Annotated in this window: 27 protein-coding genes; 8 read left to right on the top strand and 19 right to left on the bottom strand. The window is 39.0% G+C overall.

Annotation, left to right across the window (positions count from 1 at the left end):
- Positions 1-468: 468 nt before the first annotated feature.
- Positions 469-948, top strand: coding sequence for an RNA-binding protein (locus H5116_RS19455; protein ID WP_024596401.1), 480 nt, complete (start codon positions 469-471; stop codon positions 946-948).
- On the opposite strand, the gene murI is transcribed toward H5116_RS19455, so the two are convergent.
- Complete coding sequence (gene murI, locus H5116_RS19450; RefSeq protein ID WP_182716882.1) at positions 911-1711, bottom strand: glutamate racemase; 801 nt, start codon at positions 1709-1711, stop codon at positions 911-913. The two genes, H5116_RS19455 and murI, sit on opposite strands and share 38 nt — an antisense overlap.
- 65 nt (positions 1712-1776) lie before the next feature.
- Positions 1777-2916 carry a DUF5610 domain-containing protein gene (locus H5116_RS19445; RefSeq protein ID WP_182716881.1) on the bottom strand — a complete coding sequence of 380 codons (1140 nt, stop codon included), beginning with the start codon at positions 2914-2916 and terminating at the stop codon, positions 1777-1779.
- Positions 2917-3078: 162 nt separating this feature from the next.
- On the opposite strand from H5116_RS19445, the gene trmA reads away from it, so the two are divergent.
- Positions 3079-4176: a tRNA (uridine(54)-C5)-methyltransferase TrmA gene (gene trmA / locus H5116_RS19440; protein ID WP_182197434.1), complete on the top strand. Its 1098-nt coding sequence runs from the start codon at positions 3079-3081 to the stop codon at positions 4174-4176.
- 65 nt (positions 4177-4241) lie between these two features.
- On the opposite strand, the gene H5116_RS19435 is transcribed toward trmA, so the two are convergent.
- The 4 genes from H5116_RS19435 to ccoG form a co-directional block, all read right to left on the bottom strand.
- Positions 4242-4880: a thiol:disulfide interchange protein DsbA/DsbL gene (locus H5116_RS19435; RefSeq protein ID WP_002962055.1), complete on the bottom strand. Its 639-nt coding sequence runs from the start codon at positions 4878-4880 to the stop codon at positions 4242-4244.
- 16 nt (positions 4881-4896) lie between these two features.
- Positions 4897-5520 carry a thiol:disulfide interchange protein DsbA/DsbL gene (locus tag H5116_RS19430; RefSeq protein ID WP_002962054.1) on the bottom strand — a complete coding sequence of 208 codons (624 nt, stop codon included), beginning with the start codon at positions 5518-5520 and terminating at the stop codon, positions 4897-4899.
- 34 nt (positions 5521-5554) lie between these two features.
- Complete coding sequence (locus H5116_RS19425) at positions 5555-6529, bottom strand: serine/threonine protein kinase (RefSeq protein ID WP_024596396.1); 975 nt, start codon at positions 6527-6529, stop codon at positions 5555-5557.
- Positions 6530-6614: 85 nt separating this feature from the next.
- A complete protein-coding gene (gene ccoG, locus H5116_RS19420; RefSeq protein WP_002962052.1) occupies positions 6615-8045 on the bottom strand; it encodes a cytochrome c oxidase accessory protein CcoG in 1431 nt (476 codons plus the stop codon).
- 288 nt (positions 8046-8333) lie between these two features.
- Here ccoG and H5116_RS19415 point away from each other — a divergent pair, with 288 nt between their 5' ends.
- Together H5116_RS19415 and H5116_RS19410 are read left to right on the top strand one after the other, a co-directional pair.
- Positions 8334-8693: a hypothetical protein gene (locus tag H5116_RS19415; protein ID WP_002962051.1), complete on the top strand. Its 360-nt coding sequence runs from the start codon at positions 8334-8336 to the stop codon at positions 8691-8693.
- Positions 8693-8899, top strand: coding sequence for a hypothetical protein (locus tag H5116_RS19410; protein WP_002962050.1), 207 nt, complete (start codon positions 8693-8695; stop codon positions 8897-8899). The genes H5116_RS19415 and H5116_RS19410 overlap by 1 nt, the downstream gene beginning before the upstream one ends.
- 27 nt (positions 8900-8926) lie before the next feature.
- Here the strand turns inward: H5116_RS19410 and H5116_RS19405 are convergent, their stop codons facing one another.
- From H5116_RS19405 to gspC, 13 genes are all read right to left on the bottom strand, one after another.
- Positions 8927-9514 carry a UPF0149 family protein gene (locus H5116_RS19405; RefSeq protein ID WP_024596395.1) on the bottom strand — a complete coding sequence of 196 codons (588 nt, stop codon included), beginning with the start codon at positions 9512-9514 and terminating at the stop codon, positions 8927-8929.
- A gap of 22 nt (positions 9515-9536) precedes the next feature.
- Positions 9537-10295 carry a type II secretion system protein N gene (locus H5116_RS19400; RefSeq protein ID WP_182716880.1) on the bottom strand — a complete coding sequence of 253 codons (759 nt, stop codon included), beginning with the start codon at positions 10293-10295 and terminating at the stop codon, positions 9537-9539.
- Between the two features lie 3 nt (positions 10296-10298).
- Entirely contained in the window at positions 10299-10772 is a 474-nt protein-coding gene (gene gspM / locus H5116_RS19395) for a type II secretion system protein GspM (RefSeq protein ID WP_024596393.1), read from the bottom strand.
- A complete protein-coding gene (gspL, locus tag H5116_RS19390) occupies positions 10769-11977 on the bottom strand; it encodes a type II secretion system protein GspL (RefSeq protein WP_154904188.1) in 1209 nt (402 codons plus the stop codon). Before gspL ends, gspM begins: the two co-directional genes overlap by 4 nt.
- The gene (gene gspK / locus H5116_RS19385) at positions 11974-12963 is read right to left on the bottom strand and encodes a type II secretion system minor pseudopilin GspK (RefSeq protein ID WP_182716879.1); all 990 of its coding nucleotides are present in this window, start codon (positions 12961-12963) and stop codon (positions 11974-11976) included. Before gspK ends, gspL begins: the two co-directional genes overlap by 4 nt.
- Positions 12956-13606, bottom strand: coding sequence for a type II secretion system minor pseudopilin GspJ (gene gspJ, locus H5116_RS19380; RefSeq protein ID WP_076926096.1), 651 nt, complete (start codon positions 13604-13606; stop codon positions 12956-12958). Before gspJ ends, gspK begins: the two co-directional genes overlap by 8 nt.
- On the bottom strand, positions 13607-13981 hold the full coding sequence (gene gspI / locus H5116_RS19375; RefSeq protein ID WP_002962039.1) for a type II secretion system minor pseudopilin GspI: 375 nt from the start codon (positions 13979-13981) through the stop codon (positions 13607-13609).
- Positions 13981-14568 carry a Tfp pilus assembly protein FimT/FimU gene (locus H5116_RS19370; RefSeq protein WP_039488557.1) on the bottom strand — a complete coding sequence of 196 codons (588 nt, stop codon included), beginning with the start codon at positions 14566-14568 and terminating at the stop codon, positions 13981-13983. Before H5116_RS19370 ends, gspI begins: the two co-directional genes overlap by 1 nt.
- A 49-nt stretch (positions 14569-14617) precedes the next feature.
- Positions 14618-15040: a type II secretion system major pseudopilin GspG gene (gene gspG / locus H5116_RS19365; RefSeq protein WP_002962036.1), complete on the bottom strand. Its 423-nt coding sequence runs from the start codon at positions 15038-15040 to the stop codon at positions 14618-14620.
- An 82-nt stretch (positions 15041-15122) separates the two neighbouring features.
- Positions 15123-16358, bottom strand: a complete 1236-nt coding sequence (gene gspF / locus H5116_RS19360) for a type II secretion system inner membrane protein GspF (protein WP_002962033.1) — start codon at positions 16356-16358, stop codon at positions 15123-15125.
- Positions 16359-16360: 2 nt separating this feature from the next.
- Positions 16361-17926, bottom strand: coding sequence for a type II secretion system ATPase GspE (gspE, locus tag H5116_RS19355; RefSeq protein ID WP_002962032.1), 1566 nt, complete (start codon positions 17924-17926; stop codon positions 16361-16363).
- Positions 17919-19982: a type II secretion system secretin GspD gene (gene gspD, locus H5116_RS19350; protein ID WP_154904192.1), complete on the bottom strand. Its 2064-nt coding sequence runs from the start codon at positions 19980-19982 to the stop codon at positions 17919-17921. The genes gspE and gspD overlap by 8 nt, the downstream gene beginning before the upstream one ends.
- A 23-nt stretch (positions 19983-20005) precedes the next feature.
- Positions 20006-20947 (bottom strand): type II secretion system protein GspC, encoded by a 942-nt coding sequence (gene gspC, locus H5116_RS19345; protein ID WP_182716878.1) that lies wholly within the window; start codon positions 20945-20947, stop codon positions 20006-20008.
- Positions 20948-21156: 209 nt separating this feature from the next.
- Here gspC and hslR point away from each other — a divergent pair, with 209 nt between their 5' ends.
- The 4 genes from hslR to H5116_RS19325 all read left to right on the top strand — a co-directional run bounded on the left by hslR (position 21157) and on the right by H5116_RS19325 (position 25551).
- Entirely contained in the window at positions 21157-21579 is a 423-nt protein-coding gene (hslR, locus tag H5116_RS19340) for a ribosome-associated heat shock protein Hsp15 (RefSeq protein WP_002962027.1), read from the top strand.
- A gap of 12 nt (positions 21580-21591) precedes the next feature.
- Positions 21592-22437, top strand: coding sequence for an Hsp33 family molecular chaperone HslO (hslO, locus tag H5116_RS19335; protein WP_182716877.1), 846 nt, complete (start codon positions 21592-21594; stop codon positions 22435-22437).
- Between the two features lie 271 nt (positions 22438-22708).
- Positions 22709-24247 (top strand): phosphoenolpyruvate carboxykinase, encoded by a 1539-nt coding sequence (locus tag H5116_RS19330; protein WP_039488561.1) that lies wholly within the window; start codon positions 22709-22711, stop codon positions 24245-24247.
- Positions 24248-24429: 182 nt separating this feature from the next.
- Entirely contained in the window at positions 24430-25551 is a 1122-nt protein-coding gene (locus tag H5116_RS19325; RefSeq protein ID WP_182712930.1) for a PepSY domain-containing protein, read from the top strand.
- Positions 25552-26589: the final 1038 nt, after the last annotated feature.

Below are 26589 nucleotides of genomic sequence, written 5' to 3'. Positions count from 1 at the left end.
GGCTGTTAGAACTCAATCTGTACGAGTGCCCACACAGATGATTGCTTTATATTGTTAAAGAACGTTTTGAGTCGCTTTAGCGTCTCAAGGGATGCGAATAATACACCCTTTATTTTTCGAGTCAATACTTTGTTTTAAATTTTCTTTTGGAAGATTTAAAACCGAAGTTTTATTTAACTCTCTGAGTAGTTCGTGCCTCGCTATGCGTTGGCGTTTCCCGTCTCAGTGGGGTCGCATTATAGGGAGATCCAAAAACAGATCAACCCTTTTTTTAGATCTTTTTACTGTTCGAACAAAAATAGAACAAAACCACGTAAAACCACATGAAAACCCCTCTAAGATGATGCTTTTTTATGCTCTTATTTATTATTTAATACAAATATCATTGCTATGTTTGATTTAGGCGTTAAGATAGCAAGTTCACAATGTTAAATTAATGTTTATTTCCTGTTTATTGGTAGATCTAAAATGAAATTACCCGATCAAAAATCTTTTATCTTCTCTGTTATTCTTGCTGTAGTTGGTTTTGTTGTTGTTGAGTTTGCTTTAGGCGGCTTAGCTTTAAACCCTGCATTACTATTTGGTGCTGGTTTATTAATAGGTGCAATTGCTATTGCTGCAATATCATCTGATGTGACTGAAGAAGCTGAAGTTAAAACAAAAACGCTTTATGTTGGTAACCTTCCTTATCGTGCAAACGAAGGTGTGGTTCGTGCATTATTTGAAGAACAAGGCAAAGTATTCAATGTTCGTTTATTAAAGGATAAGAATACTGGCAAACGTCGTGGCTTTGGTTTTGTTGAAATGGCGCAAGCTGATGCAGACAATGCAATTGCTAACTTGAACGATAGCGAGTTCCAACAACGTACTTTAAAGGTACGCGAAGCAAAACAAAAACAAGAAGATGATTCTAATGCTCTACGTACTGAGACGGATCAGTCAGTGTAACTAGCTTTACCGCTAGCTTATTGCTAAACACATCAGCCGTTGCATAATATTGCAGCGGCTTTTTTATGTCTGTCAGTTTATTCATACATAAGTTAAGTTGCTTAAGTAGGTAGTCGACTCTATTTGCTATCGCTACACCTGAATCAAGTAATTTAACCTTTCCTTCAAAATACTGACTAATAGGCTCTGCTAGTATTGGAAAGTGCGTACATCCTAATACAAGTACATCTATAGTTTTATCTATATGTAGTTCATCGAGTACTTGATACAACTTATTTGTATCTAAAGAGCCTGTAAAAAAGCATTCCTCAGCTAACGTTACTAATTCAACACTGCTATAAAGGTTAACGATTACATTACGTGCATGTTCAGCAATTAATGTTTTTGTGTATGAACTGGCGACCGTTGCTGGTGTGGCTAATAAGCCAATATGATTTGAACGTGTTAACTCTGCCGCAGGCTTTATTGCTGGCACAACGCCTACAATAGGAATATCCGTAATTTGACGAACAGCACTAAGTGCAGATGTAGAAGCGGTATTACACGCTATTACAATTAAATCAACGCTAAGCGTATTAGCTTTAATGAAATGAATAAGTGAGCATAATCGGTTAATGATTGTCTGCTGGGATTGAGCACCATAAGGTAGTAAAGCATTATCCATAAAATAGCTGTACTGAGCATTTGGGATACTGTGCTTTATATGCTCAAGTACAGTAGTTCCACCAATACCTGAATCAAAGACCATTATATGCGCTGACAAACTACTGTTCCCACTTTACTTTAAGAACGGCAGTTTGCCATGAGGTATTTATAAAAGAAAGTAGTTTAACTTTGCGTGGTTTCTAAATCAGTAAGCCTGTCGGCTGCTGAATTTAACTGATTAAGGTTTTCGAACATAGACTTTGTGTAATCTACTAACTTATCTATTTGTTCCTGATCTTGATTTAACCACTGTAGAATGCCAGCTAGTTGATTTTGTAATCCAAGTTCGCCCGCTTTTTCAAAAGCATTTTTAAGGTCATCATTAAAGGGAGCTAAGCCCTCTGATACTTGTTTTTCTGGTGCTGGTTTATATTCTTCATAGCTTTTAACTGTGGCTATTGTTTTTGTTTGGCGTAAATCCATAGAAAAAGCCACCAGCTGGTCACTGTCTAAACTCAGCTCTTGAGCTTGTTCAAATGCTTCATCCAGGTCACCACCAAAAAATGTTTTACTTAAATCTTGTAAATCTTCCATCATCGCATTAATAGCTTCTTGCTCTTGCTCGTTTAAGTCACCATTAACCGACATCGAAAATGATACCTGTCGAGATTGCGATGATGAGCTTGCAAACGACTCACTATTACTATTTTGCTGATAGCCACTTGCCGATTGAGATTCAAATGCATCAGCAAAGCTAATACTTACCTCATCGCCTTCTGCTGTAGTAAATTTATACTCTGCATTACTCGTCATACTGACGTATTGGGCCTGGCTTATATTTACGCTGGCAGGTTGTGGGTTAAATAACGACTCTTCAAACTTATCCAGCCCATTGTAAATTCCCTCTTTGGACTTATTAATGCCCTCTTCCATGTCATCATTAAATACGCCTGTACCTTTGAGTTCATCAACAGCGTCATCAATCCCTATTTGGACTCCTTTGCGCGCATCGCCTAGCATATCTTTGAGCTTTTCGTCATCAGCGCCGTTAGCTTTTGCTTTATTTACAGCACTACTTACAAAATCGAGTACGTTTTTTACTATTTCATCAAAATCAAATAGTGGTTTATCTGCTTTTTTTTCTGCGATAGGTAATCCAAGCTGCTCAGCCATTTTATCGCCAAGCACCTTTGCGGCCAACTCTCGGCCTCGTTGTTGATAGCTATCTTGAGGAGACGTAATTGTAGGTTGCTGTATATCAGCTTTATTATTGAATTTATTGATGTTGTTGTTTGGCGTAAAGCCATAATTACCTATTTTCATGATTCGTCTCCTAAGCGTGCGTAGTTTATTATCGGCTATAACAACAAAAACTAAAGTACAATGTTCAATAAAACAGCATAAATGCTAGCCAAAACTAGACAAATACGCAGCGCTCCCTACAATAGCGCCGATAAACAGATCTTAGATAAGGTAGTAGCGTTAATGGCAGTTATTAAAATAGATACCACACAGTACCAAGCGCAGTTAAGTGAAAAAGAGCAGCGAATTAGTACGCAGTTTCAACGTTTTGGTGTGGAGCAATTAGAAGTATTTAGCTCAGAGCCAACTAACTACCGCCAACGTGCTGAATTTAGAGTATGGCACGACGGTGATGATCTGTTTCACATTATGTTTGATCAACAAACAAAAGAAAAAATCCGTGTTGATACATTTGACCCAGCAGCGCCTCTAGTAGGTGAAATAATGCAGGTGATGATTGAAAATCTTAAGCCTTGTGAAATATTACGCCGTAAGTTATTTCAAATCGATTACCTATCAACGCTAAGCGGTGAAATTTTAGTAAGCTTGCTTTATCACAAACCACTGGATGATGAATGGTTAAGTGAAATTAAAGCACTGAAAGAAAAGCTTAGCAGTAAATACAAAATTGACTTTATAGGTCGTGCTCGCAAACAAAAAGAAGTACTAGGTGATGACTTTGTAACTGAACGTTTAACAGTTAATGGGCAAGAGCTTATTTATCAACAAGTAGAAAATAGCTTTACTCAGCCTAATGCAAAAGTAAATATTAATATGCTGGAGTGGGCACAAGATTTATGTAAACCACTTAAAAATGATTTACTAGAATTGTATTGTGGTAACGGTAACTTTTCAATTGCATTAGCAGGTTCTTTTAATAAAGTATTAGCGACGGAAATATCAAAATCATCTGTTCACTCTGCTCAATACAACATTGCTAAAAACAACGTAGAGAACTTAGATATTATTCGTATGTCTAGTGAAGAGTTTACTCAAGCAATGAATGGCGAGCGTACTTTCTCTCGTTTAGATGGTATTGATTTAAAAAGCTATGACTGCCAAACCATATTAGTTGATCCACCACGCGCGGGCATGGATGAATTAACGTGTGACTTAGTGGCTAACTACGAAAGCATAATTTATATATCCTGTAATCCTGAAACTCTTGAGCGTGACCTTGATCACTTAACACGTACGCATAACGTTAAGCGCTTTGCTATATTTGATCAGTTCCCTTATACGCATCACATTGAGTCGGGCGTTTTCTTACAGCGCAAATAAATACGTTCAGTAAACGTTACCCATAAAAAAAGCTCCTTAAGGAGCTTTTTTTGTTTTAGCTAAACTTACTTGTTAGCTAAGTAATTTATTAATTTGCTAATGTCTTCAGGTTTAGTAATACCCGACTCACGACCTAGGTTTAATTTGTACTTACCATTTACAATAAAGGTAGGTACGCCACGTAGTGCGCCTTTTTCTTTAAAGTAGTCTTGGTCGCGTTTCATTTTAGAGCTCAGCGTACGTACCGAGAAGCTTTTAAACAGCTTATCAAACTTATCACCATCAACGCCCTGCGCTACAAATATATCTTTTACATCTGCAAGCTCATTAAATTTAGCGCGCTTTGTATGGATATGATTAAAGATTGCAGAAATAATCTGATCTTTTTGTGGAAGCACTTCAGCTGTCGCCAGTGCTTGGCTCATCATCTGTTGGTTTTCTGGGTCACGTACACCTACAAAATCAACATGGCTCTTTTTAAATTTAACGTTTTTATCAAGCTTAGGCTTAAACTCACCAATTAGTGCTTCCATGTTATTACATGCAGGGCAGTAAAATGAGAAGAACTCTTTAACCTCTGGCTTTTTAGTTGCACGCTCAGAAACTACGTCGTAATGCACGCCTTCTTCATACGTTGCTGCAAAGCTTGTTGCTGCCATAGGAAGTAATATTGCAAGCAAACCTGCTTTAACTAATTTAATCATTATTATGCTCCGAAATTTATAGTGCTAATAAAAACGCTACTAACTCATCAAGTTCTTTTTGATTTTTGATGGTGTTGAGGTTTATTTTATATTTATCGTTAACAATAAAAGTAGGTACACCTGTAAGTGCGCCTAATTTTGAATATTTATTCTGTTTGTTTTGCATTGCTTGCTCAGCTGAAATAACAGGCATGCTTGCAATCTCTTGATCAAATGTTGCGCTATCAATACCATTTACTTCAAGTAATTTTTTAACGTCTTTCATTTCAGTTAATGGTGCACGTTGAACATGGATACTTTTAAAAATTTGATCGCTAATACTTTGCGCCTGACCATGCTGCTTAGCAATTAAGTAAGCAAAGCTTAAATTACTTTGTGCTTGTGGTGACACGCCACCTAAAAAGTTAACGTGGTTTTTAATAAACTCAGCGCCTTCTGGCAAGCCTTTTTCAATTGCTTTTGCTACTGGTTCAAACTTAAAGCAATGTGGACAGTAAAATGAGAAAAACTCAGTTACTTGCGGTGACTTGCTTTTGTCTACATCTATAACAGTGTATTGATTATCAACTTCAAACTGTGCAGCAAGTGCTGCAAATGGTAAACATAAAAGTAATAAACTCAGTTTTAATTTTTTAAGCATTTGTATCTCGTTGTACTTGTCTTTAAATAAAATATTACGGCAATAACTTTAACGGTGCTTCTTGCAATGCTGCAAGTTGCTCTTTCAGTGCTAAAATTTGTTGCTCCCAGTATTTGTCATCAGCAAACCATGTAAAGTTCCGCACAAAAGCAGGATCACTCCATCGTTTAGCTACCCATCCCATATAATGAATAATACGCATTGCTCGCAGCGGTTCAATTAATTTGAGTTGAGAGTGATCAAAATCACAAAACTCTTCATACGCATTTACAAGGGTGTCTAACTGTAACAGTTGCGTCGCTCTATCGCCACTGAGCATCATCCATAAATCTTGGATTGCAGGACCTTGGCGGCTGTCATCTAAATCAACAAACATTAGCGCATCACCTGCCCATAAAATATTACCAACGTGGCAGTCACCATGTAAGCGAATACTTTGCACATCTTTATACTGTTTTTGCGCCTGCTCTATCACTAAATCTAAAATAGTATAAAAAGCAGTATTTATTCCCATGGGCACTAAGTTACTTTTTTGAAGATGAACTTTGGCTGTATGCAAATACTCCTCGCAGGTAACTGTTGGCCTATAAGTAAAAGGTTTTGTTTTAGCTACTTGGTGCATACGGCCAATCAATCGCCCCATTACATCAAGCTGATCTAAATTATCAACCTCAAATAAACGCCCGCCTACACTTGGAAACAACACAAACAAATACCCTTCGTGTTCAAACAAGCTTTGCCCATTATATAAAATAGGGGCAACAACGGGTACTTCTGCATCCGCTAGTTCAAATGCAAAGTCATGCTCTTCTTGAATTTGCTCTTTACTCCAGCGCTCTGGGCGATAAAACTTCACTACGTAACGCAGGCCATCATCCGCTTTAAATTGGTACACTCTGTTTTCATAGCTATTGAGCGCTAATAAACCAGATTCGGCGTACACACCTACGCTTTCTATTGCATCGAGTATTAGATCAGGTGTTAAGTCAATAAAACTAAATTTACTCATACTCTTCTTATATAAAATAAAAGCGGGTTATATACCCGCTTTTGTTAATTGCTATATCAACTTACCTAATTAAGGTAAGTTGCGATTATCGCGCTTTAAAAAAGTTACTCGACTGCGATATTGTCTCATCCGGCTCATCTACCGGTGAAAGCACAAAGTTAAACTCAGTCATCGGCGCCTTCAAATCATAAGGGTCCATTACAAGTGACAATGGTACGTTATGAGATTCCCCTGCCTGCACAGTAAATGACTGCTTACCAATATACTTAAAGTTATCTAACCCTTGTACTTTAATATTAAAGGTTTGCTCGTACTGCGCTTTATTAATTACCTTTAATGTATAGGTGTTCTCTACTAAACCATCAAAATCGACACGATATAATTGGTTTCGGTCACGAATAATATCAAAGTCCATTGTTTTACGCAGTGCTATATTAGCGACAAGCGCTCCCGTAAGCACAACAAGTATGACCGTGTAACCAATAATTTTAGCTCGCAGTGGATTCGTTTTATTTTCTGGGGTTTCGAGATTTCGCTCTGTCGTATATGAAATAAGCCCACGCGGGTATTCCATTTTATCCATTACGCCATCACACGCATCAATACATGCACCACAGTTGATACACTCAGCTTGTAGCCCATTTCTAATATCAATACCTGTTGGGCACACTTGAACGCACAAGTTACAGTCTATACAGTCGCCTAGTTCTAAATCTTTATGGTCTACTTTACGTGAACGAGGACCACGGCTTTCACCTCGGCTTTCGTCGTACGTTACGGTGTATGTGTCTTTATCAAACATAGCTGATTGAAAACGAGAGTAAGGACAGATGTGTAAACACATAATTTCTCGCATCCAACCGGCATTACCATAAGTACATGCAGCAAAGAAAATAATACTGACTAGTGCATAACCGCCTACATCAAACGTTACAAAGTCAGGGAGTAACTCCCTTATTGGCGTAAAATAACCCACAAAAGAAATAGCGGTATACAACGAAAACAATACCCAACTAGTATGCTTTGCCGTCTTACGCCAAAACTTATCAAAATTCATGGGTCGTTGATCGAGTTTTTTACGTTGATTAGCCGTGCCTTCAAGCTTTTCTTCGAACCAAATAAAAATAAAAGTCCAAACAGTTTGCGGACATGTGTAGCCACACCACACCCGTCCATAGAAGGTGGTCACTAGAAACAACGCAAATGCTGCCAACATAAAAATAAACGCTAATATAGTAAAATCTTGAGGCCATAGCGTTAAACCAAAAATATTGTATTTTTGACCAATTAGATCAAACAGCACAGCTTGCTGGCCATTAAAATTAATCCAAGGTAGTAACATAAACGCAAGCAGGCCTAAGAAGCCAATGCGCTGTCTAAGTAATTGATGTAGACCTTTTACAGCACGCACATAAATACGATTTCGGGGATTGAACCTATCATCTTGACGGCTTAAATCCGGTTTTTGGATTTTCACCTCTACAGGGATATTCTTTACTTTAATTTGCTTGTCCATCGAAGTTCCTCAACGCCGCTTGGAAATAAAAATCCAGCAATACTCAAGTACTCTATACTTAAAGTTAGCAAGTTACTTGCTAGGCATATTTACTTTAATAAATTGCCTTCTCGAATACTTTCAGATATTTCAGAAATATCTGACTGCTGTTAACCATTATAACAATGTTGGTTAAAATTACTGGCATAGATTGCTAATAATTTATTCATCCCAGTTACTTGCTTTTAAAATGCAGTTTATTACACTGCATGGTAATTCAACCCTACTTAGATCAAGGTTTACGTATCCATGAAAAAATTTATTATTTTGGTAGTTGTGATCCTTGCCTTTTTTACAATCGATCACCCACTTATAAAAGAACCTCGCGAAAGGTTACTAGGTGAAGGCATTGGCTTTTTAAGTGATGCAAGCAAGGTCAACAGAAGCCCCGCTGCAAATATGGCGAAAAATAGGATCAGCAGTCAACTTAAACTATCTGAATCTGAAGGTGAGTATGTAGAAAAAACGTTTACAACAGATGACTCTGTTCAGTTATTTCACCTACGCTATTGTCGTGAGCGTGACTTAAACCTTTATTTTTATGACGACCGTTTAAATACGGTATGTAAAATAGTGACTGAAGCATTAGAGCAAAAGCGAGCAAAGTAGTGGATTTTTCAGGATTAAATAAAAAAGCAAGCGACTCATTTCATAAGCAGCGCAATATGCTCAAGCAATTAGCGCAAGGCAAAACATTAAAGTGTGAGAAGTGTAATGGGGTTTTAACACTTGATTTAGCCACCAGTGAACCTGGTAAAGGCATAGTAAAGTGCAAACAAGGCTGTACGGATATTATATTAGAGCTAGGCACTTAGATTAAACTAAGCGCCTAGCTCTAATAATTACTCTTCCCAACTCTCGTCGGTTATCAAGCCACTATTAATTGCGACCACTTCAATTAGTTCAGCAAACCCTAATGCAAAGTCACCCATAGATTCATACTGATACTGACACAAAGCTTCTATTGTCATGTTATTTTGTTTGGCAATCTGAGCTATTGCTAGCTGGTCGAGTGCAAAAAAGCTTAGTGTGCTTAACGCACTTTCTAATGCTTGTTTAAAATCAACGTCTAATTGCGGTGCATTTAACAAAGGTTCTGCATAAGCTTTCGTTGCAACTAAGAAGCCTTTACTCCACGACTTACAAAATTCAGCATCAAATGTGTCTGGTAATTTATATCCAGTTTCGAACACCTGCTCACTAATTTTGTGATAAAGCGCCATAAACAAAAAAAGCATTTCTTCATCTAAATCATTAGCTGTGTTTGGCAATATCTGCTCAAGCCACTCATGTACATCTAATGGGTTAGGCGAACAAATTACACCAAATAAATAGCCTTGGCTTTGTACAAGGGTCATTGCTTGAGATTGGGTATTTAAAAATGAGCTGAGCTGCTTTGCGTGCAACTCAGTAAATTGGGGTATTTGCATTAAAACTCTTTATATTAAAACATTAAAAGTTGAGCGGGTAGCGACCTTGGTTATCTGGTCGGCCTAAAAACTTAACCGCATCATGTACATCTTTAGGTAAGCTGGCATCTGGTTTTACATAACCTGCCACTCTAAAGTCGAAATTAGCTTTAAGTGTAGCATCGGCCTCAAGGCCAAGCGTATTATCTGGGTCAATTAATATAGCAACATCACCCGACTTACAGCTTAACTTACCTGCTAGAGGTCCAATATTAAACCATCCATTTAAGCCTTGAACATCAATATTAGGGCTCGCTATTTCACCTTTTAGTGAATCACAATAAGGTGCGCCTGAGCTGTATTCATCAAGTTCTAATATCACACGCCCTTTAGCGGTAACAGGCAGAGGAAGTTGCACACGTTGCATTGCACGCTCTACTGTTGAGCGCACTAGGGCATCAGTCACTATTACTTTTTTATTAAAAAACCCATAACTTATATCTGCGTAACCCGAAATATCACTGCGTTCTCGTGGATTACCAAATTTTATGTTCGCATTTAGTTTGCCTGTAAATAATTTCCAGCCTGCAATATCCCAACGCACATTATTTAACTGTTCACCATCAAAACGAACTTGCATCATTTGACCTTGCCAAACAGTGCCTACAGTTTGCCCAACTTCTAATTGCTTTGGAAAATACGGCTTTGCTATATCAAGCGCAATACTGGCTGGTAATTTAATAATACAAAACACAATAAAACTAATTAAAAAGACAGCCGATAACGTTATTATTTTTTTCATTAATTAATTCTCTAATACTAAACGGCTTACGCGCACATAGCCTGATTTATCATCGCGACTTAAATCTAAATTTTCAATTTTTAAACCATGCTGATTTACTAGCTCATCTAGCCATTCTATTAACTGATTAAACTCTACTGAGTCGAGCGTCAAACGAAGTGAATCACTACTGGGCTGCATTTTACTAATATTGATTTTATAGCGTCCACGAGTAGAGTTTACCACTTGGCTTAAGTTTGTATTGCTAGCAACACTGGTGTTGCCTGCAGCCTTTAGCTTAACAATACTGTCATCAACCCAAGCTAATAGCTCTTGTTGTTTAATTTGAGATTGCTGTGCTTTTTCTATCGCGTTATTTAATGGCCTAAATATTCCCATTACTAAAACAAAAATAATAAACACACCACCAGCGACCATTACCAATTGTTGTTCTTGCTCTTTAAGCGAACGCCACTGTTTCATTAACTGCTTTTTCATACTGCACCTCGCAGTTTAATTTCACCTACGACATAATCACCGTCATTATTTAAAGACCCTTGCTCAACAGTTAAACCTTGCTTTTCAAGTATGATTTTTACTTTACCAAAAGTTTGGAAGTCTTTAGCCCGTGCACGAATGCGCAGCTCATTGCGACGTTTGTCATAACGAAGTGTTTCAGGTGTAAATTCGCTGACTTGCGAAAATACATCAACCAAATTAGTCGTTAAGTCTAAAAAGCCGGATTCACTTGAGCCTTGTATTTTATCTAACGCGCCTTTAATTTGGCTTTTAATTAGATTAGGGCGAACTTTAGTCCCCGGAAATGCTTTTTGATATCTGTCGACTACTTGAGCTTTAGCTACTTCTACTTGTGTATTAAGTTGGTGTAACTCAATGGCTTTTATTGTAATTGTAGAAACCAATGCAACACTTGCTATAATTGCGGCGCCTTTCCAGTAACCCCACCACAAAGCGCTTTGTTTTTTAAGCTGATACATACCTTGGCGTAAGTTAAAATTAACGCTATCTAACTGTTTTGCAAATAATGCTAAAGGTAAGTCGTAATCGCTTGTTTGGGCTTGTAAGTTAACGCTTTCAGGAAACTGATTAGCAGGACTAAAATGTTTAATGTCGGGGTTACCCATGGCTGATAAATAGCCATTCAACCAACTAGATTCAACCGCACTAATATGCCATTGCCCTTGCTTAAACAACCATTGGTTGTTGAGCTCAATAGCAGTTACGGCGCCATCATCTGCAAGCGGTAGCAACAAAGCATCGGGTAATATTCTGTATACTGATAGATTATGCTCAGCAAATAATGCAAGCCATTGTTCAAACCATTCACGGTCTGTCATTGCTACACGAATTGCATGTTGCTCACCAAGCATTGTCGGCTGCGCTACAGCTATAAACAGTTCATCTACGTCACATGCTATATCTTCTTCAAGCATGTATGGCAATGCTTGCTCAAGCTTGCGATTCCATTTTGTTGGCAAAGCGACCGTTTTTAATTGCACTTGATCACTGGGTAATAACACGACAACTTCTCGGGTAAGTGCTTTTTCGCTTAGCTCACTTAAATGCTCTGCATTTGGTAACTCGCCACTGGCTATTATTTCTTGTTCTTGTGGTGAGTAAATTAACCAGTTAAGTAATTCTTGTTCGGTTTGACCCGTGCGGATCAACAGTATTTCTGTCACTGTACGCCTCCAAATTTTCGCGCCAGTATCGTTACGTCGCCATCTTTAGCGTGCAGTAATGTGGTCATCGAAAAACGCAGGTCGACAAAGTTTGCCTGCGTTTGTAATTTAAAATATTCGCTTTTAATACTAAATAGACTTTTTATTGAGTCAGTATTAGTACCGCCTTGCTGCTTCACCTGTTCAAAAAATTCATCGATGGTGTCAAAGCCAGTTTGCGGTCTTGCGCCTAACACCGCTTCTGCGCCAGATAAGCTTAAGCTTTCTATCAAGGCACTGAGTATGAGCGCTTGCTCTGGCAATAATGTATTTACGTTAATTGATAAAAGCGTACTGCCTGGTATTACGCATACATATGGCAATACTTTTTCCATCACTAATGGGTTAAAGCCCTTAACTAAACGCAGCTCCGATGTTGATGCAAATAAACTATTGGCTGTCATATACGGAAAATCTCGTGATAAATATTCGTCTTCTTCTGCACCTGAGCGATACGTAATACTGTTCTCATCAAGCCAATCAAATACACTATCTGCCATCGTCTCTTCTGATTCGTCAGCAGGTAAATCTTCAATGTTTTCAAGTAATGCAAAGAGTGCTTTGTGTGCAGGGTTTGTTTTACTTGCGCTATTTTCTTCTGGCGCTATGGCTAAAGCATTTAAATTTAAACATGCTTGTAAATCTGTAATTTTGCCACTTAACGTGCCGTTATCAACAGGGTATGAAGCATCACCTTGAGTTGCCCAAACTTGATCAAGTGTTGTTTTATCGGCATCATCTTTTTTACTTTGTATTAGCCCTTTAATAGCAAGCTCTTCTGCACCGTAGGCGTACCATTTAGCTTGCTGATGACCTTGCAAATTAGTACTTTTTTGCACTTGCACCATTAAATTAGCACTCATTTCTACTGCTAAAATAGCCGCTAATGCCACAATAAACAAAACAATAACAAGTGCTGCGCCGCGCGATGATTTCTGCTTAACCATTATCCACGCTCGTATCTTGTGTTGTGCTTGGTGGAGCAACAACCTTGCCCTGCCCTGGTACTAAAAATACTCGACGAATCGGCTCTGCTTTTATTTGTTGCAACGTAACAGCAACCGCTTTAGGGAGAGCTTTAATTTCCCATTGTTCTTGCCATTCGTTTTTATCATCCAAAAACTCAAACTTAAGCTCTTCAATATTTTCCAGTACACGTTGAACCCGCGGCTCCATATTATCAAGCTGATCAACATAAACCCGATAAACACGCTCAAGGTTATCGTCTATCACTCTATAACCGACGGCTTGTAGCTCAGAACGTGGTAATAAATTTATTGGATTTATCCAACCATCTCGTACAAACGCAATACCATCGTACTGGCTTTCTAAAACGTAACGACCAGCCAATAAGTATTGCTCTTGAACATCGCCCGACTCATTGCGAACTGCGCGTTTGGTCATTTGGCTAAAATCTTGATCCATCAACCTAAATGTTGTTTGCAATCCATTTAGCTCAGTAATTTTTTCATCTGAGGCATCTTTTGCTCTTGTTGTCGTCTCGAGTATTTGATGAGTAGCAATAATAACAAAAGCTAAAATACCCAGTGCAACCATAACTTCGAGTAATGTAAACCCGCGCTGCTTCACTTACTTTTTGCCTTTATTTAAATACGTTGATAACTCATATGCTGAATGCTCATATTTTTCATCCGTAAAAACATTTATGGTTAGTTTTACAAAGCTTTTGTCAGCAGTGGCTGTAACTTCTTGCTGCCAAAACCATTCAACACCGCCCATTACTTCGCTGCCTTTAAGGTTATTTTTACCTTGCCATTGTTCGCCTTTAGTACGCTGTTCAATAATAACGTTTTCGGCGACCCAAGATGCATAGGTTTGCTCTTCAATAGTCGTTAAGTGGTGTATATGCTCGCTTGTTGCTTGCATTGCAGCTATACCCGCCATGGCACAAATACTTAATGCCACTAACACCTCTAATAAGGTAAACCCTTTAGTGCGCTTCATTATTCTGGCTCTCGGCGAAAGTTTACTGGTGCAGTAAATTCACCTTCAATGTAATACACAGGCTCGCTTTGCTCTTTTAACTCTAATATAAGTTGAAACGCGCTTACCTCACCTGATGACAAAATAAGTACTTGTGGGATTTTTAACTTTTTAAGCTCAAGTAAACTGTCTTCATCGCCGCCACTCATAAGCTCACGCCAGTTAGATTGCTCTAAGAGGTTATCTTGCGCCCACGCTAAATCTTCTAAGTTAAGAGTGAGCTTTAATCTTTCGTCTAATTCTATTGGTTTAAAAAGATCTTCACGGTCAAAAGTAATCCACTTTTCACCATCGAAAACTAAATACTCTAATGTATTTTCTTCTACTAATAAGCCCAATTCAACTTGGTTTAAAATAGCAAATTCCGATGCCATATTAATGGTGGTATGCAGCCTTAGTGCTTGAGTATCTAACTCCTCCTCAGCACCGCCTTCTAAGCTATATACAACCATTTTGGTGGCAAAAGCGATGATCACTAATACCACTAAAATTTCTATTAAACTAAAGCCTCTGCTTTTTGCATGGCGCTGCTTAAGGCTTGCTTTCATAGCAAGCCTCTAGCATTAACATGTTCATACAGAACGGTGTACTTAGGCATTATTGTTTTTCTTCGTCCCAGTTACCGATATCGTCATCAGTACCTGCTTCACCGTCTGGGCCCATAGAAAAAATATCAAACTTGCCAATTTCACCTGGGCTAATTAACTGATAAGTATTACCCCAAGGATCTTCTGGTAATTCATTAATAAAGCCACCATCAGGGAAACGTTTTGGAACCGGTTCAATGCTTGTTTGGGTAACTAGCGCTTCAAGACCTTGCTCTGTGCTTGGGTAGCTCTTATTTTTAAGCTTGTATAAGCTCATTGCATCTTCTAATTGCTGGATATCTAGATGTGCTTTATCAATAGCAGCCTCTTCTTGCTGACCCATAATGTTAGGTGCAACAATTGACATAATCATCCCGATGATAACCAGTACCACCATCACTTCTAGTAAAGAAAAACCTGATTGTTTATTCACGTAATTACCTCATTATTCTAAAAACATTTAAGTAAAAATGGTTTAGGTAAAACCATTAATATATTTAAAAATTTATTCTAACTTAAAGTCCAACAGCTTTATTCATCGCCATTATTGGCTGCAATATTGCCATTACTATAAATAATACAATAACCGCCATTGAGGCGATCATCGCAGGCTCTAGTAGTTTAAGCGATACATTAACCATGCTCTCAAATTCGCGATCTTGGTTATTTGCAGCACGCTCTAACATTTGCTCTAGTTCACCTGATTTTTCACCACTTGCTATCATATGCAGCATCATTGGTGGAAACAACTTAGTTTGCTGAAGTGCAGCTCTTAAGCTTGCACCCTCACTCACTCTGTCGGATGCATCTGCAACCGCTTTTTTAATTTTTTCGTTAATTAATACGCCGCCCGAGATACGCATTCCTTCAAGTAATGGTACTGAGCTTGACGATAAAATACTTAAAGTACGCGCAAAACGTGCGGTATTAATACCACGAGCCACTTTACCTATACCTGGCATATGTAGCACTCGGTCATCCCACCAAAAACGTATTTTAGGCTGCTTAAGTGCATGCTTAATACCAATGGCTATAGCTGTAATAGCTATTAAACTAATAAACCAATAATTTTGCACAAAATGGCTGCCTGCCATAACCCATTCGGTTGTCCAAGGAAGTACTTGTTTCGTTTTTTCAAACGTTTTTAATATTTTTGGTACTACGGTGCCCAGTAATACCGACACAATACCAATTGCAAATACCACTAATATAATAGGGTAAACCATAGCCTGAGTTATTTGGCTACGCATATGTTGGCGCTGCTCGGTATAGTCGGCTAAACGATTAAGTACTTGGTCAAGGTGACCCGACTTTTCGCCTGCGGCTACCATTGCACGATATAAATCGTCAAAAACATGAGGAAACTCACTAAGACCATCGGCAAGGGTGTAACCTTCAACTACTTTTGAGCGTACCGACATAAGCATCCGCTTTAAACGCGGCTTTTCGCATTGCTCAGCAACCGCCATAACAGCACCTTCAACAGGAAGTGCCGATTGAATAAGTGTTGCTAATTGCCTTGTAATTAATGCTAGGTCTGAGGTTGAAATTGTCGGCTTAAAAAAGCCACCGAGTAAAGGGGCTTTTTCGCCTTTGACCTGTTTATCACTTTGCGCCGCAGGAACAACTTCAAGCGGCGTTAGTTTTTGATCACGTAAAGTTTGGCGGATTTGTTTAGCCGTATCAGCTTCTAAAATGCCTTTTTTTTCTTTACCTCGGCCATCTAAGGCACGATATTCAAACGCCGCCATAGTTAGCCTTCCTCACGGGTAACACGCAATACTTCTTCAAGTGTTGTTTTACCTGCAAGTACACGGCTACACCCATCTTGACGAATACTTGGGCTGCGCTTACGAATGTATTTTTCTACGCTTTGCTCGCCTTTACCGTTGTGAATCATTTCGCGTATGGTTTCATCAACTACAAGTAACTCATGAATACCTGTACGACCACGGTAACCATTAAAGTTACACTCTTCACACCCCACCGCTCGATAGATTGTCGGTTGGCTTTCAAAAGGAACCCCTAACAGCTGGCATTCATGCTCATCAGCCGTGTGACCCTCTTTACAGGTATTACATAACGTACGTACTAAGCGTTGCGACAATACACCAAGTAACGACGATGAAAGTAAGAAGGGTTCAACACCCATATCTTCCATACGTGTAATTGCACCCGATGCGGTATTTGTATGCAAAGTAGACATAACAAGGTGACCGGTAAGTGACGCTTGAACACCAATTTGCGCAGTTTCAAGGTCGCGTATTTCACCCACCATTACTACATCTGGATCTTGACGTAATATTGCACGTAAACCACGTGCAAATGTCATATCAACTTTTGCATTAACTTGTGTTTGCCCAATGCCTGGAATTTCGTACTCTATCGGATCTTCAACGGTGAGAATATTACGATCGCGTGAGTTAATTTGGCTCATACCAGCGTATAGAGTGGTACTTTTACCAGAGCCCGTTGGCCCTGTTACCAAAATAATGCCGTGGGGTTTACTAATTAAATCTGAAAACAAAGCGCGATTTTCTGCGGTCATACCTAAATCTTCAAGGTTTAATCGCGCGTTATTTTTGTCAAGTAAACGCAGTACTACGCGCTCACCAAAGCTCGATGGCATTGTAGATACACGCACATCAACTGCACGCCCTGCAATACGTAAGCTAATACGACCATCTTGTGGAATACGTTTTTCAGCTATATCAAGCTTAGCCATTACTTTAATACGAGATACAAGTAACGATGCAAGTTTACGATTAGGCTTAAGTACTTCTTTAAGCACGCCATCGACCCTAAAGCGAATAACAAGTTCTTGCTCGAAGGTTTCGATATGAATATCAGAAGCCCCTTCTTTAATCGCTTCACTTAGCATGGCATTAATAAGCTTGATGATTGGCGCATCATCGTCACCAGCAAGTAAATCTTCAGTTTGCGGGAGCTCATCAGCAAGTGAGAATAAATCAACCTCGTTGCCAATATCTTCCATCATTTGTTGCGTTTCAGAGCTATCACGTTGGTATGACGCTTCAAGCAATAACTCAAATTTATCATCATCCAATTGCTCAAGTGTAAAACCATGGCCTGCGATACGGCGTACTTCTAATAGTACTTCCACATCTAGCTCACCACGGTAGTAAACTATACGATGATCTTTGTTTTTACCAAGCAACACACCTGCGCGTCTTGCATAGGAAAATGGCAAACGCTTTGCTGGTAACTCAACTAACACATCACTGGTTAATAGCTCATCCTGATTATGCGTTTGAGGATGAACCACATCTTGGTTTATCTCTTGAATCGCATTAGTCATCTTTACGCTCTTGTGCATTTTGTTTACGTAGAGACTCTTCATACGTAGGTGGAAGTACTAGTTCGTCATTCCACTCAGGTAAAATAGGCGTATCCGTCATTGGCATTAACTCAATACCGTCTTCTTTTTGTTTGAACTGCTCACCACGAATAAAGTTATATTTATTAAAGCTTAACTTATTCATGCTTACACCATCACGAATAATGGTTGGGCGAATAAATACAATAAGATTACGCTTACGGCGCGTTGTATTTGTTGATCTAAACAGGTGACCTAAAATAGGGATATCGCCTAATAACGGTACCTTAGAAACACTTTCTTGTACGTCTTCGTCAATTAAACCGCCAAGTACAACCATACCGCCATCATCGGCCATAACCGTTGTTTTAATTGCACGTTTATTAACTGAAATATCAACAGCAGTTGCACCACTTACACTCGATACTTCTTGCTCAATAGTAAGTTGTACTGCAGAGCCATCGTTAATCTGTGGCGTAACTATCAGTTTAATACCGACTTCTTGACGCTCAACTGTTTGAAATGGGTTAGCATTATTACTGCCCGTTTGTGAGCCTGTAATAATAGGCACTTCTTGACCGACTAAAATAGAAGCTTCTTCGTTATCCATTGTAGTAATAGAAGGGGTAGCCAAAATATTTGAATTTGTATCAGTGGCAACAGCCTGAATAATTGCGCCCCAGTCATTTTTAACAACACCCAGCGCTAAACCATTAATACCACTTAGCAATGAAGCAAGCGCATCATAATCACCCTCAGTCGTTTCATCATAACTAGTCACGGTTCCAGTTTCTGTACCAATGATAGTTTTAGTTACGGTTGTATCTTGTGCTTGCTCTGCAGCAACAGCTAATGAACCCACGGGAACCGTAGTACCATTGTTAAATTGCAACATACCGCCCTGCTCAGAAATCCACTGCAGGCCTAAGTTAACCCCGTCGCCTTCCATTACTTCAATAATAATGGCTTCTACAAGTACTTGTGCACGGCGAATATCAAGACGTTCAATTACCGACTCAAGCGAGCGCATTGTGTCTGGCTGTGCGGTGATAATTAGTGAATTTGAATCTGGGTGAGCTTCTATACTGCTTTCGTTGTTACTTCTGCTACGAGTCTTAGTGGTACCGCCTTGTGCATCTTCAACAAGTGACTTACTTACGCCTTGCAGTACTTTTACTAAATCTTCAGCTTTAGCATAATTTAGGTAAAACACTTTGGTATTACCTTGGCTTTCTAATTCGCCATCTAAGCGCTTAATAAGCTCTATGGCACGTGTACGTGCTTGGCCTTCACCACTTACAATAACGCTATTAGTTCGGCCATCTGCGACTACTTTTGGAATTAAAAACTCAGGTACGCTGCCTTTGCCGCTGTCTTTATAAATATTGTCTACCACAGAGACAACATCATCTGCTGTTGCATATTTAAGCTTAACAATGTCTACACGCTTATCACCCGCCTGATCAACAGAGCGAATAATCTCAACTAAGCGATTAACCGATGCAGCATGCCCCGTTAACATCATTACGTTAGCCGCATTAAAGTTAGCAACATGGCCGCCATCTTTTTGATCGCTAAATTGACGAACTAAAGGGCCTAGTTCTTGTACGCTTACATTTTTGACACGTACAACACGTGTAATCATCATATCGCCGCTAGCTTCGTTACCTTCGGTAATAAGTGGCACATTTGATTTTTTGGCGTCTGAACTTTTTTCTACCTTAAGAATGCCATTGTCCATTTCAACAGCTGAGTAGCCATAAACTTCCAATACATTTAAGAAGAACTGGTAATAAAGCGCTTCGTCCATTAACTCATAACTGCGAACATTTACTTTGCCGCGCACGTTAGGGTCAATAATTACTGTTTTATTGAGATTTTTACCAACAATATTAATAAACTCGTTGATATCAGTGCCTTTAAAGTTAGCAGCATATTCAACAGCAGAAACAGACAAAGAAATACTTGCCGCCAAAAAAAGTGCCGCGTACTTAGCTAACCCTTTTTTAATTTTTTTGAGGTGTAGCACCTGAACCATTATATTAAAACTCCAAAGCTAAATTATTGCAGACTAAATTGCACATCAATTTGTTCACCATCACGTTCTATAGTGATATTGGCATCTGTACTATTACGCAGCTCGTTAATAGCTGACATAGCCTGTTTTAAATCTGTTAATTGATAGCCATTTATAGAAATAGCCAAATCGTTATTTTTTAATCCCATTTGCTTAAACAGTTCAGGTTCTTTACCTGGACTTAAGCGATATCCAATTAGTTCACCATCATTCATAGCCTGTGAAACACGTATATAGTCAAATAACTTGCCTGGCTCTTCGAGCAGTTCTTCACGTGTTTCTATAATTGCTTCTTTAACGTCTGGATCTGCAGTGGCGTCTATTTGTAATTCACTTGGCTCTAATTTTTGCGGACCCATTTCGGCATCGTCACGCGCAGCGAGTACAGGCATAGATACTTTTTTACTAAAATCGAGCCCATCAAGCATTAATGTTTCAAAACCTCCATTAATACCTAAAATAACACGATCAGGCAGTATCTGCGCTACTTCAGCGCGCGTGCCAAGTACAACTTCTTCAACAAGGTAGCTTACTTGCTTACCTTGTGATTCAATAATTGCTATGCCTGCTTGGTCATCATTATTAACCGCTACAATACCGGTTAAATTAATACTTAGGCGTGTTTCTGGCGCATTATTTATAACCTGCGATTGTTTTGCAGTATTATTGTTGTTTGTTACAGTTTTTTTACCAAATAAAAATTGCTCAATAATATGCTGCGCTGAGTTATTACTCGCACCAGATGGCTGATTAGCATAATGAGTAGGAGTAAGTAGAGTTACTGGTGGTTTCGGCCATAAAAGCCAGACAAGATTTGATAATAAAAATGCAAGATAAACAACAACTAACAGTGTCACTAATGCACTTAATTTAGCATGCGGTAACCGCGTTAAAAATTGTTTTAGTTGTTGGATTTGCTGTTCCATAAATAGTGTTCTTATTTTAATTTACTGCGTTAGCGCGTACCCATAGTACCCTTTCATTTTTCTTTCAACAAGCACACTAATATTAAACTTTGTAAACAGATTAAATTAACTTTACATAACCGTATAAAAAGTAAACGGCTATTGTAATACCTTCATCCTACGATGATTTCATGATAAATTTTAAGCTATAAAACGTGGGGAAATGCCTTATGAGTAAAAAAAGTAACGCTAATACCAACTCAGACCATGCGGATGGGTTAAAAGTTCGATTAGATAAATGGTTGTGGGCTGCGCGATTTTATAAAACTCGTGCTATTGCACGTGAAATGGTACAAGGCGGCAAAGTGCATTATAATGGACAACGTACAAAAGCGAGTAAAATAGTAGAAGTTGGCGCAAACATAAAACTTGCACAAGGAGTAGATGAAAAGCTGATAACCATACTCTCAGTGCTTGAAAAACGCCAAAGCGCCCCCATTGCACAGACCATGTATCAAGAATCTGATGCCAGTATTGCTAAACGCGAAGAGAACAGCATCGCACGCAAAAATAACAGCTTTTTTGCCCCCCATCCGGATAAAAAACCGGATAAAAAGCAAAGACGCGAACTTTTAAAAATGAAATCAAGTTAGGTATAGCCGCTCATGCAACAAGATTTACTTCACCGTTATTTATTCAACGAACTAGATGTTCGTGGCGAACTCGTACAAATCGAGAGTGCTTATAATGAAATGATTGCCGACCATAATTACCCAGACCCTGTTAAAGCATTACTTGGTGAGTTACTCGTTGCAACCTGTTTACTTACTGCTACCTTAAAGTTTGAAGGTGAAATTGCTGTACAGCTTCAAGGTGATGGCCCAGTTAAATATGCTGTTATAAATGGTGATGACAAACAAAATATGCGTGGTATTGCACGCCTGCAAAGCGAAATTACGGGCACAACTGTAAAAGAGCTTATTGGCCAAGGCTATATGGTAATCACTATTACCCCTGAAAAAGGTGAACGCTACCAGGGTATAGTGCCGCTAGAGCATGATACTCTTAGTGAATGTATCGAAAGTTACTTTGAGCAATCTGAGCAGCTAAAAACACGTCTTTGGTTTGCAACTGACACTACTGAAGGTAGCGCAAAAGCATGTGGTCTATTTTTACAAGTGCTTCCAGTTGATAAACAAAAATCAATTAAAGACTTTGCACACCTAGAAGCATTAAGTAACACGATTAAAAATGAAGAGTTGTTACACTTAGATGCGAACACTGTTCTTACACGTCTTTATCACGAAGATAATCCTCGCGTATTTGAACCTCAAGCTATTAAATTCAAATGTGGTTGTAGTCGTGATAAAACAATTACTGCACTTGTTAATATTGGACAAGAAGAACTACTCAAAGATGTAGCTGAGAAAGGGACTGTTAACATTAACTGTCATTACTGTTTAAAAGAGTATGTTTTTAACGAACAAGACATAAAAAGCATTTTCAACTAAATGTTCAGCTTCATTTATATATAGTAATTAAAGCCGCAAAATATGCGGTTTTATATTATAAAAAGATGATACCGGTGTCATGAACTTTGTTAATTTACTGACACCGGTATCATTGAAATTATTCATGTTTTTTAGCAAATATATGTGTTTTTAGAGGCTTTACGGGCTCGAATATCTCAAAACCTTCTGTTACTATAATTTCAGCTTAAGGGCACTGATAACCCCAGAGCTATCCCGTTCAAACTCTCACACATTATAGTTAGGTATAAACATGACTACAGGCGCTACACGTTTTGTCGATTTAACCGCAGCTGAACTTGTCGAGCATGCGATCCGCCGTGGCGAAGGTACTTTAGCCGCAAATGGTGCTTTTGTTGCAATTACAGGAAAACGAACTGGCCGTTCACCAAAAGATCGTTTTATTGTTCAAGAAGCAACAACTCAAGATGACATTCAATGGGGCAACGTTAACCGCCCATTTGATGCAGAAAAATTTGACGCATTATGGGCTCGCGTAGAAGCACATGTTCAAAGTAATGACCACTTCACCTCTCACCTAGAAGTTGGCGCTGACCCTGAGCATTATCTACCTGTAGTCGTAACTACAGAAACAGCGTGGCACCATATTTTTGCCAAAAACATGTTTATCGAACCACAAAACTATAACGCCTCAAACTTACCACAATGGCAAGTAATGAACGTTCCTTCGTTTGTATGCGAGCCGGAACGTGATGGCACAAATAGCGATGGCACCGTTATTATTAACTTTGCACAGCGTAAAGTATTACTAGCAGGTATGCGCTACGCCGGTGAAATGAAAAAATCGATGTTCTCTGTACAAAACTTCCTACTACCAGCAAAAGGTGTATTACCAATGCACTGTTCTGCTAACGTTGGTGAAGCAGGTGATACAGCATTATTCTTCGGTTTATCTGGTACGGGCAAAACAACTCTTTCAGCAGATCCTACTCGCTTTTTAATTGGTGATGACGAACACGGTTGGGCACCTGGAAGCGTGTTTAATATTGAAGGCGGTTGCTATGCTAAATGTATCGACCTGTCACAAAAGAACGAACCTGTAATTTGGAATGCAATTCGCTTTGGTACTATTTTAGAGAATGTAGTGCTAGATGAAAAAGGCGTTCCAGATTTTAACGACACTAGCCTTACTCAAAATAGCCGTGCAGCATATCCACTTGAACATGTTGAAAAACGTAAAGTAGAAAACCGCGCAGGCGAACCAAAAGCTGTTGTATTTTTAACTTGTGATGTAAGCGGTGTATTACCACCGGTATCTGTTCTTAGCGAAGAAGCTGCTGCTTTTCACTTTTTAAGTGGATACACAGCTAAAGTTGGCTCAACTGAGATTGGTTCTACTAGCGATATTGAATCAACGTTTTCAACCTGCTTTGGTGCGCCATTCTTCCCACGTCCTGCAGGTGTTTACGCTGAGCTTCTTATGAAGCGCGTACGCGAGTTTGGCGCTAAAGTATACCTTGTCAATACAGGTTGGACTGGCGGTCCTTACGGCACAGGTAAGCGCTTTGATATTCCGACTACTCGCGCAGTAGTTGATGCAATCGTATCTGGTAAATTAGCCGGTGTTGAAACTCAGCACATTGATGTTTTAAACCTAGATGTACCGGTAGCAGTTCCAGGTGTAGATACTAACTTACTTAATCCTATAAATACGTGGGAAGATAAAGCTAAGTACAATGAATATGCAGCAAAACTTGCCGCTGACTTCACTGAAAACTTTGCTAAGTATGACGTATCAGACGATATAAAAAATGCAGGGCCTAAAGCTTAAATAAGCTTCAAGCTTGTATTTTAACGCCAGCCAAGGGCTGGCGTTTTACTTTCTAAATATCTAATTTAATAAGTGCGACAAAATGCCGCACAACTCATATCAAAAACCATATAATATACCGCGTAATTAATCATTCCTTAATGCCCAATAAACCTGCATTACTCATTACGGCTATTTAATTAATGACACTAAAGCTTTCATGGCGAAAAACATTCAGGCGGTTACATTTATACTTAGGCCTATCAGTAGGTGTTTTACTTACTATTATCACTCTTTCTGGCTCTATATTAGTTTACTATCCGCAAATAGACTTACTGCTAAATCCAGCAAATGACGCTACTACAAACATAAAAACGCCTAATTGGGATCAAGCATATAATACGCTAAGAGCCAATTTCCCTTCAAAGCAAGGGCCATGGCGATTAGAAAACACAGGTATAAACTCAGTAATTCCCGCGCGATACTACAATCCAACAGAAACAAAAGAGCAAGGCTTTGCCCCCTTAATGGTATGGCTATCTAGCAGTAGTGATAAAGTAATACGTAAAAACTATTGGGGAAAATACTTAGTAACTTGGATGTACAACTTACATTTTTCATTACTAACAGGAGCAACGGGCACTCTCGTCCTTGGCTATATAGGCATAGCCTCAATAGTTCTTCTTATCTCTGGATTCTTTGCTTGGTTTCCAAAGCCTGGGCAGTGGGTAAAGGCACTAAAATTTAAATCTCGTAGCTCTAAAATAGGTTTGCTATACGACTGGCATAAACTAATTGGTTTAACCTTCTGCATACCGCTACTAGCTTTAACTGTTACAGGTGTTATGCTCGCTATTCCAAAACAAACAGATCCTATATTAACCGCTCTAGTTAGCGATATAAACTCCCCACCAAAAACACAAATTCAACCGAGCAAACAAACCGATATTCCTTTATCACAAGCGGTATTAATAGCTGAAAAAGCATTACCGAATGCGCGTTTAGCTTGGATTGAAACACCATCAAACTTAAATGCTATTTACAGATTAAGATTTCAAACTGTAAACGATCCTTCATATCGCTTTCCACATAGCTATATAGAGGTTAATGCACTTACAGGAAAGTTAGAGAGCGTGTTTAATATAGATAAGCAAAGTACGGCTAGTAAAATAAAAAACTGGATGCACCCTCTGCATGACGGCAGCATTGGCGGTAACATTTTAAAAGTCATTTGGGTGTTAAGTGGCTTCGGATCTGCTGCATTGTTCATTATCGGCGTATATAGGTGGTTAGTTAGAACCAAGAGAATACAAAATAAACTTTAGTTGAAGGAGTACATGAATTGCTTTTCAGTAAGTCTTGTCGATAGTTTTCTAATATAAAGTATATGGCCTTCGTTAATCTTAGGATTAAAAATTAATAACGCTCAGTACATATGAAATTAAAGCAGCCCCTAACCGCCTATCATGCTATAAAACAATTAATGATGGGTAGTTTATACTGCAAGTTTAGATAGGCACTCCATGAACACTATTATTTAAAAACCACATGCCCATTAGATTTAAGTTCTATGCGTAAACCTCTGTATTAACCTCTATTTTTATTCTCTTCAGTAACCTACCTAAAGCGTATATAAAGGCTTAAAGGTCATGTTCAATACTTATCACAAGACCAGATAATTAACGCTTTTATATTAGGTCAGATGTTAAACCAATTGGTATTATTTACCCACAGTACAAATGCTACCACTCATTGTCGAGCGGAGGTTTTTTATGCTTTTGACGTCGGGAGTCGCTACGCTCGCCCGACCTGCGTGATGATGTTGATATGAGTGTGTGTTAACTGCGCGTAGTTCACTTTTCTGCAGACGTAAAAAGGCCCAACTATTTCTAGTCGGGCTCTCTACAATTTGAAGCTTGGTGGTGTCGTAGTGCCCACAGCGGTAGAAAGTCACATAGCAAATGCTACACTATCGTTGGCCGGGGCTCGCCTTCGAGCTGTTTCGTTTCACTACTGAGTTCGGCATGGGTTCTTGGCTATTTATTAAATCCCAGATAGCAAAAAACCCGTCACATTGCTGTAACGGGTTTCTTTAATTTGAAGCCTGGTAATGTCGTAGTGCCCACAGCGGTAGAAAGTCACATAGCAAATACTACACTCTCTTTGTGTCGGGAGTCGCTACGCTCGACCTACCTACGTGATGGGGGGTGCTGTGAGTGTGTTAATTGCGCGTATTTTACTTTTCTGCAGACGTAAAAAAGCCCGACTATTTCTAGTCGGGCTCTCTACAATTTGAAGCCTGGTAATGTCCTACTTTCACATAGCAAATGCTACACTATCATCGGCGCTGTTTCGTTTCACTA

Origin of the sequence: Pseudoalteromonas sp. SG45-2, assembly GCF_014164115.1 — a bacterium.
GTDB lineage: Bacteria > Pseudomonadota > Gammaproteobacteria > Enterobacterales > Alteromonadaceae > Pseudoalteromonas > Pseudoalteromonas distincta.
Note: the sequence above shows the minus strand (reverse complement) of the source record. Positions and strands in the feature narration are given on the sequence as shown.

Excerpts from the sequence above, each read along its gene's own strand:
- H5116_RS19425 (WP_024596396.1), bottom strand. The coding sequence starts at position 6,529 with ATGAGTAAATTTAGTTTTATTGACTTAACACCTGATCTAATACTCGAT.
- gspM (WP_024596393.1), bottom strand. The coding sequence starts at position 10,772 with ATGAAAAAGCAGTTAATGAAACAGTGGCGTTCGCTTAAAGAGCAAGAA.
- H5116_RS19330 (WP_039488561.1), top strand. The coding sequence starts at position 22,709 with ATGACTACAGGCGCTACACGTTTTGTCGATTTAACCGCAGCTGAACTT.
- H5116_RS19415 (WP_002962051.1), top strand. The coding sequence starts at position 8,334 with ATGAAAAAATTTATTATTTTGGTAGTTGTGATCCTTGCCTTTTTTACA.
- H5116_RS19445 (WP_182716881.1), bottom strand. The coding sequence starts at position 2,916 with ATGAAAATAGGTAATTATGGCTTTACGCCAAACAACAACATCAATAAA.
- hslO (WP_182716877.1), top strand. The coding sequence starts at position 21,592 with ATGCAACAAGATTTACTTCACCGTTATTTATTCAACGAACTAGATGTT.
- H5116_RS19370 (WP_039488557.1), bottom strand. The coding sequence starts at position 14,568 with ATGAAAGCAAGCCTTAAGCAGCGCCATGCAAAAAGCAGAGGCTTTAGT.
- gspC (WP_182716878.1), bottom strand. The coding sequence starts at position 20,947 with ATGGAACAGCAAATCCAACAACTAAAACAATTTTTAACGCGGTTACCG.
- H5116_RS19405 (WP_024596395.1), bottom strand. The coding sequence starts at position 9,514 with ATGCAAATACCCCAATTTACTGAGTTGCACGCAAAGCAGCTCAGCTCA.
- gspE (WP_002962032.1), bottom strand. The coding sequence starts at position 17,926 with ATGACTAATGCGATTCAAGAGATAAACCAAGATGTGGTTCATCCTCAA.
- H5116_RS19325 (WP_182712930.1), top strand. The coding sequence starts at position 24,430 with ATGACACTAAAGCTTTCATGGCGAAAAACATTCAGGCGGTTACATTTA.
- H5116_RS19455 (WP_024596401.1), top strand. The coding sequence starts at position 469 with ATGAAATTACCCGATCAAAAATCTTTTATCTTCTCTGTTATTCTTGCT.
- gspK (WP_182716879.1), bottom strand. The coding sequence starts at position 12,963 with ATGGTTAAGCAGAAATCATCGCGCGGCGCAGCACTTGTTATTGTTTTG.
- H5116_RS19400 (WP_182716880.1), bottom strand. The coding sequence starts at position 10,295 with ATGAAAAAAATAATAACGTTATCGGCTGTCTTTTTAATTAGTTTTATT.
- ccoG (WP_002962052.1), bottom strand. The coding sequence starts at position 8,045 with ATGGACAAGCAAATTAAAGTAAAGAATATCCCTGTAGAGGTGAAAATC.
- trmA (WP_182197434.1), top strand. The coding sequence starts at position 3,079 with ATGGCAGTTATTAAAATAGATACCACACAGTACCAAGCGCAGTTAAGT.
- H5116_RS19430 (WP_002962054.1), bottom strand. The coding sequence starts at position 5,520 with ATGCTTAAAAAATTAAAACTGAGTTTATTACTTTTATGTTTACCATTT.
- gspD (WP_154904192.1), bottom strand. The coding sequence starts at position 19,982 with ATGGTTCAGGTGCTACACCTCAAAAAAATTAAAAAAGGGTTAGCTAAG.
- H5116_RS19435 (WP_002962055.1), bottom strand. The coding sequence starts at position 4,880 with ATGATTAAATTAGTTAAAGCAGGTTTGCTTGCAATATTACTTCCTATG.
- gspF (WP_002962033.1), bottom strand. The coding sequence starts at position 16,358 with ATGGCGGCGTTTGAATATCGTGCCTTAGATGGCCGAGGTAAAGAAAAA.
- gspI (WP_002962039.1), bottom strand. The coding sequence starts at position 13,981 with ATGAAGCGCACTAAAGGGTTTACCTTATTAGAGGTGTTAGTGGCATTA.
- hslR (WP_002962027.1), top strand. The coding sequence starts at position 21,157 with ATGAGTAAAAAAAGTAACGCTAATACCAACTCAGACCATGCGGATGGG.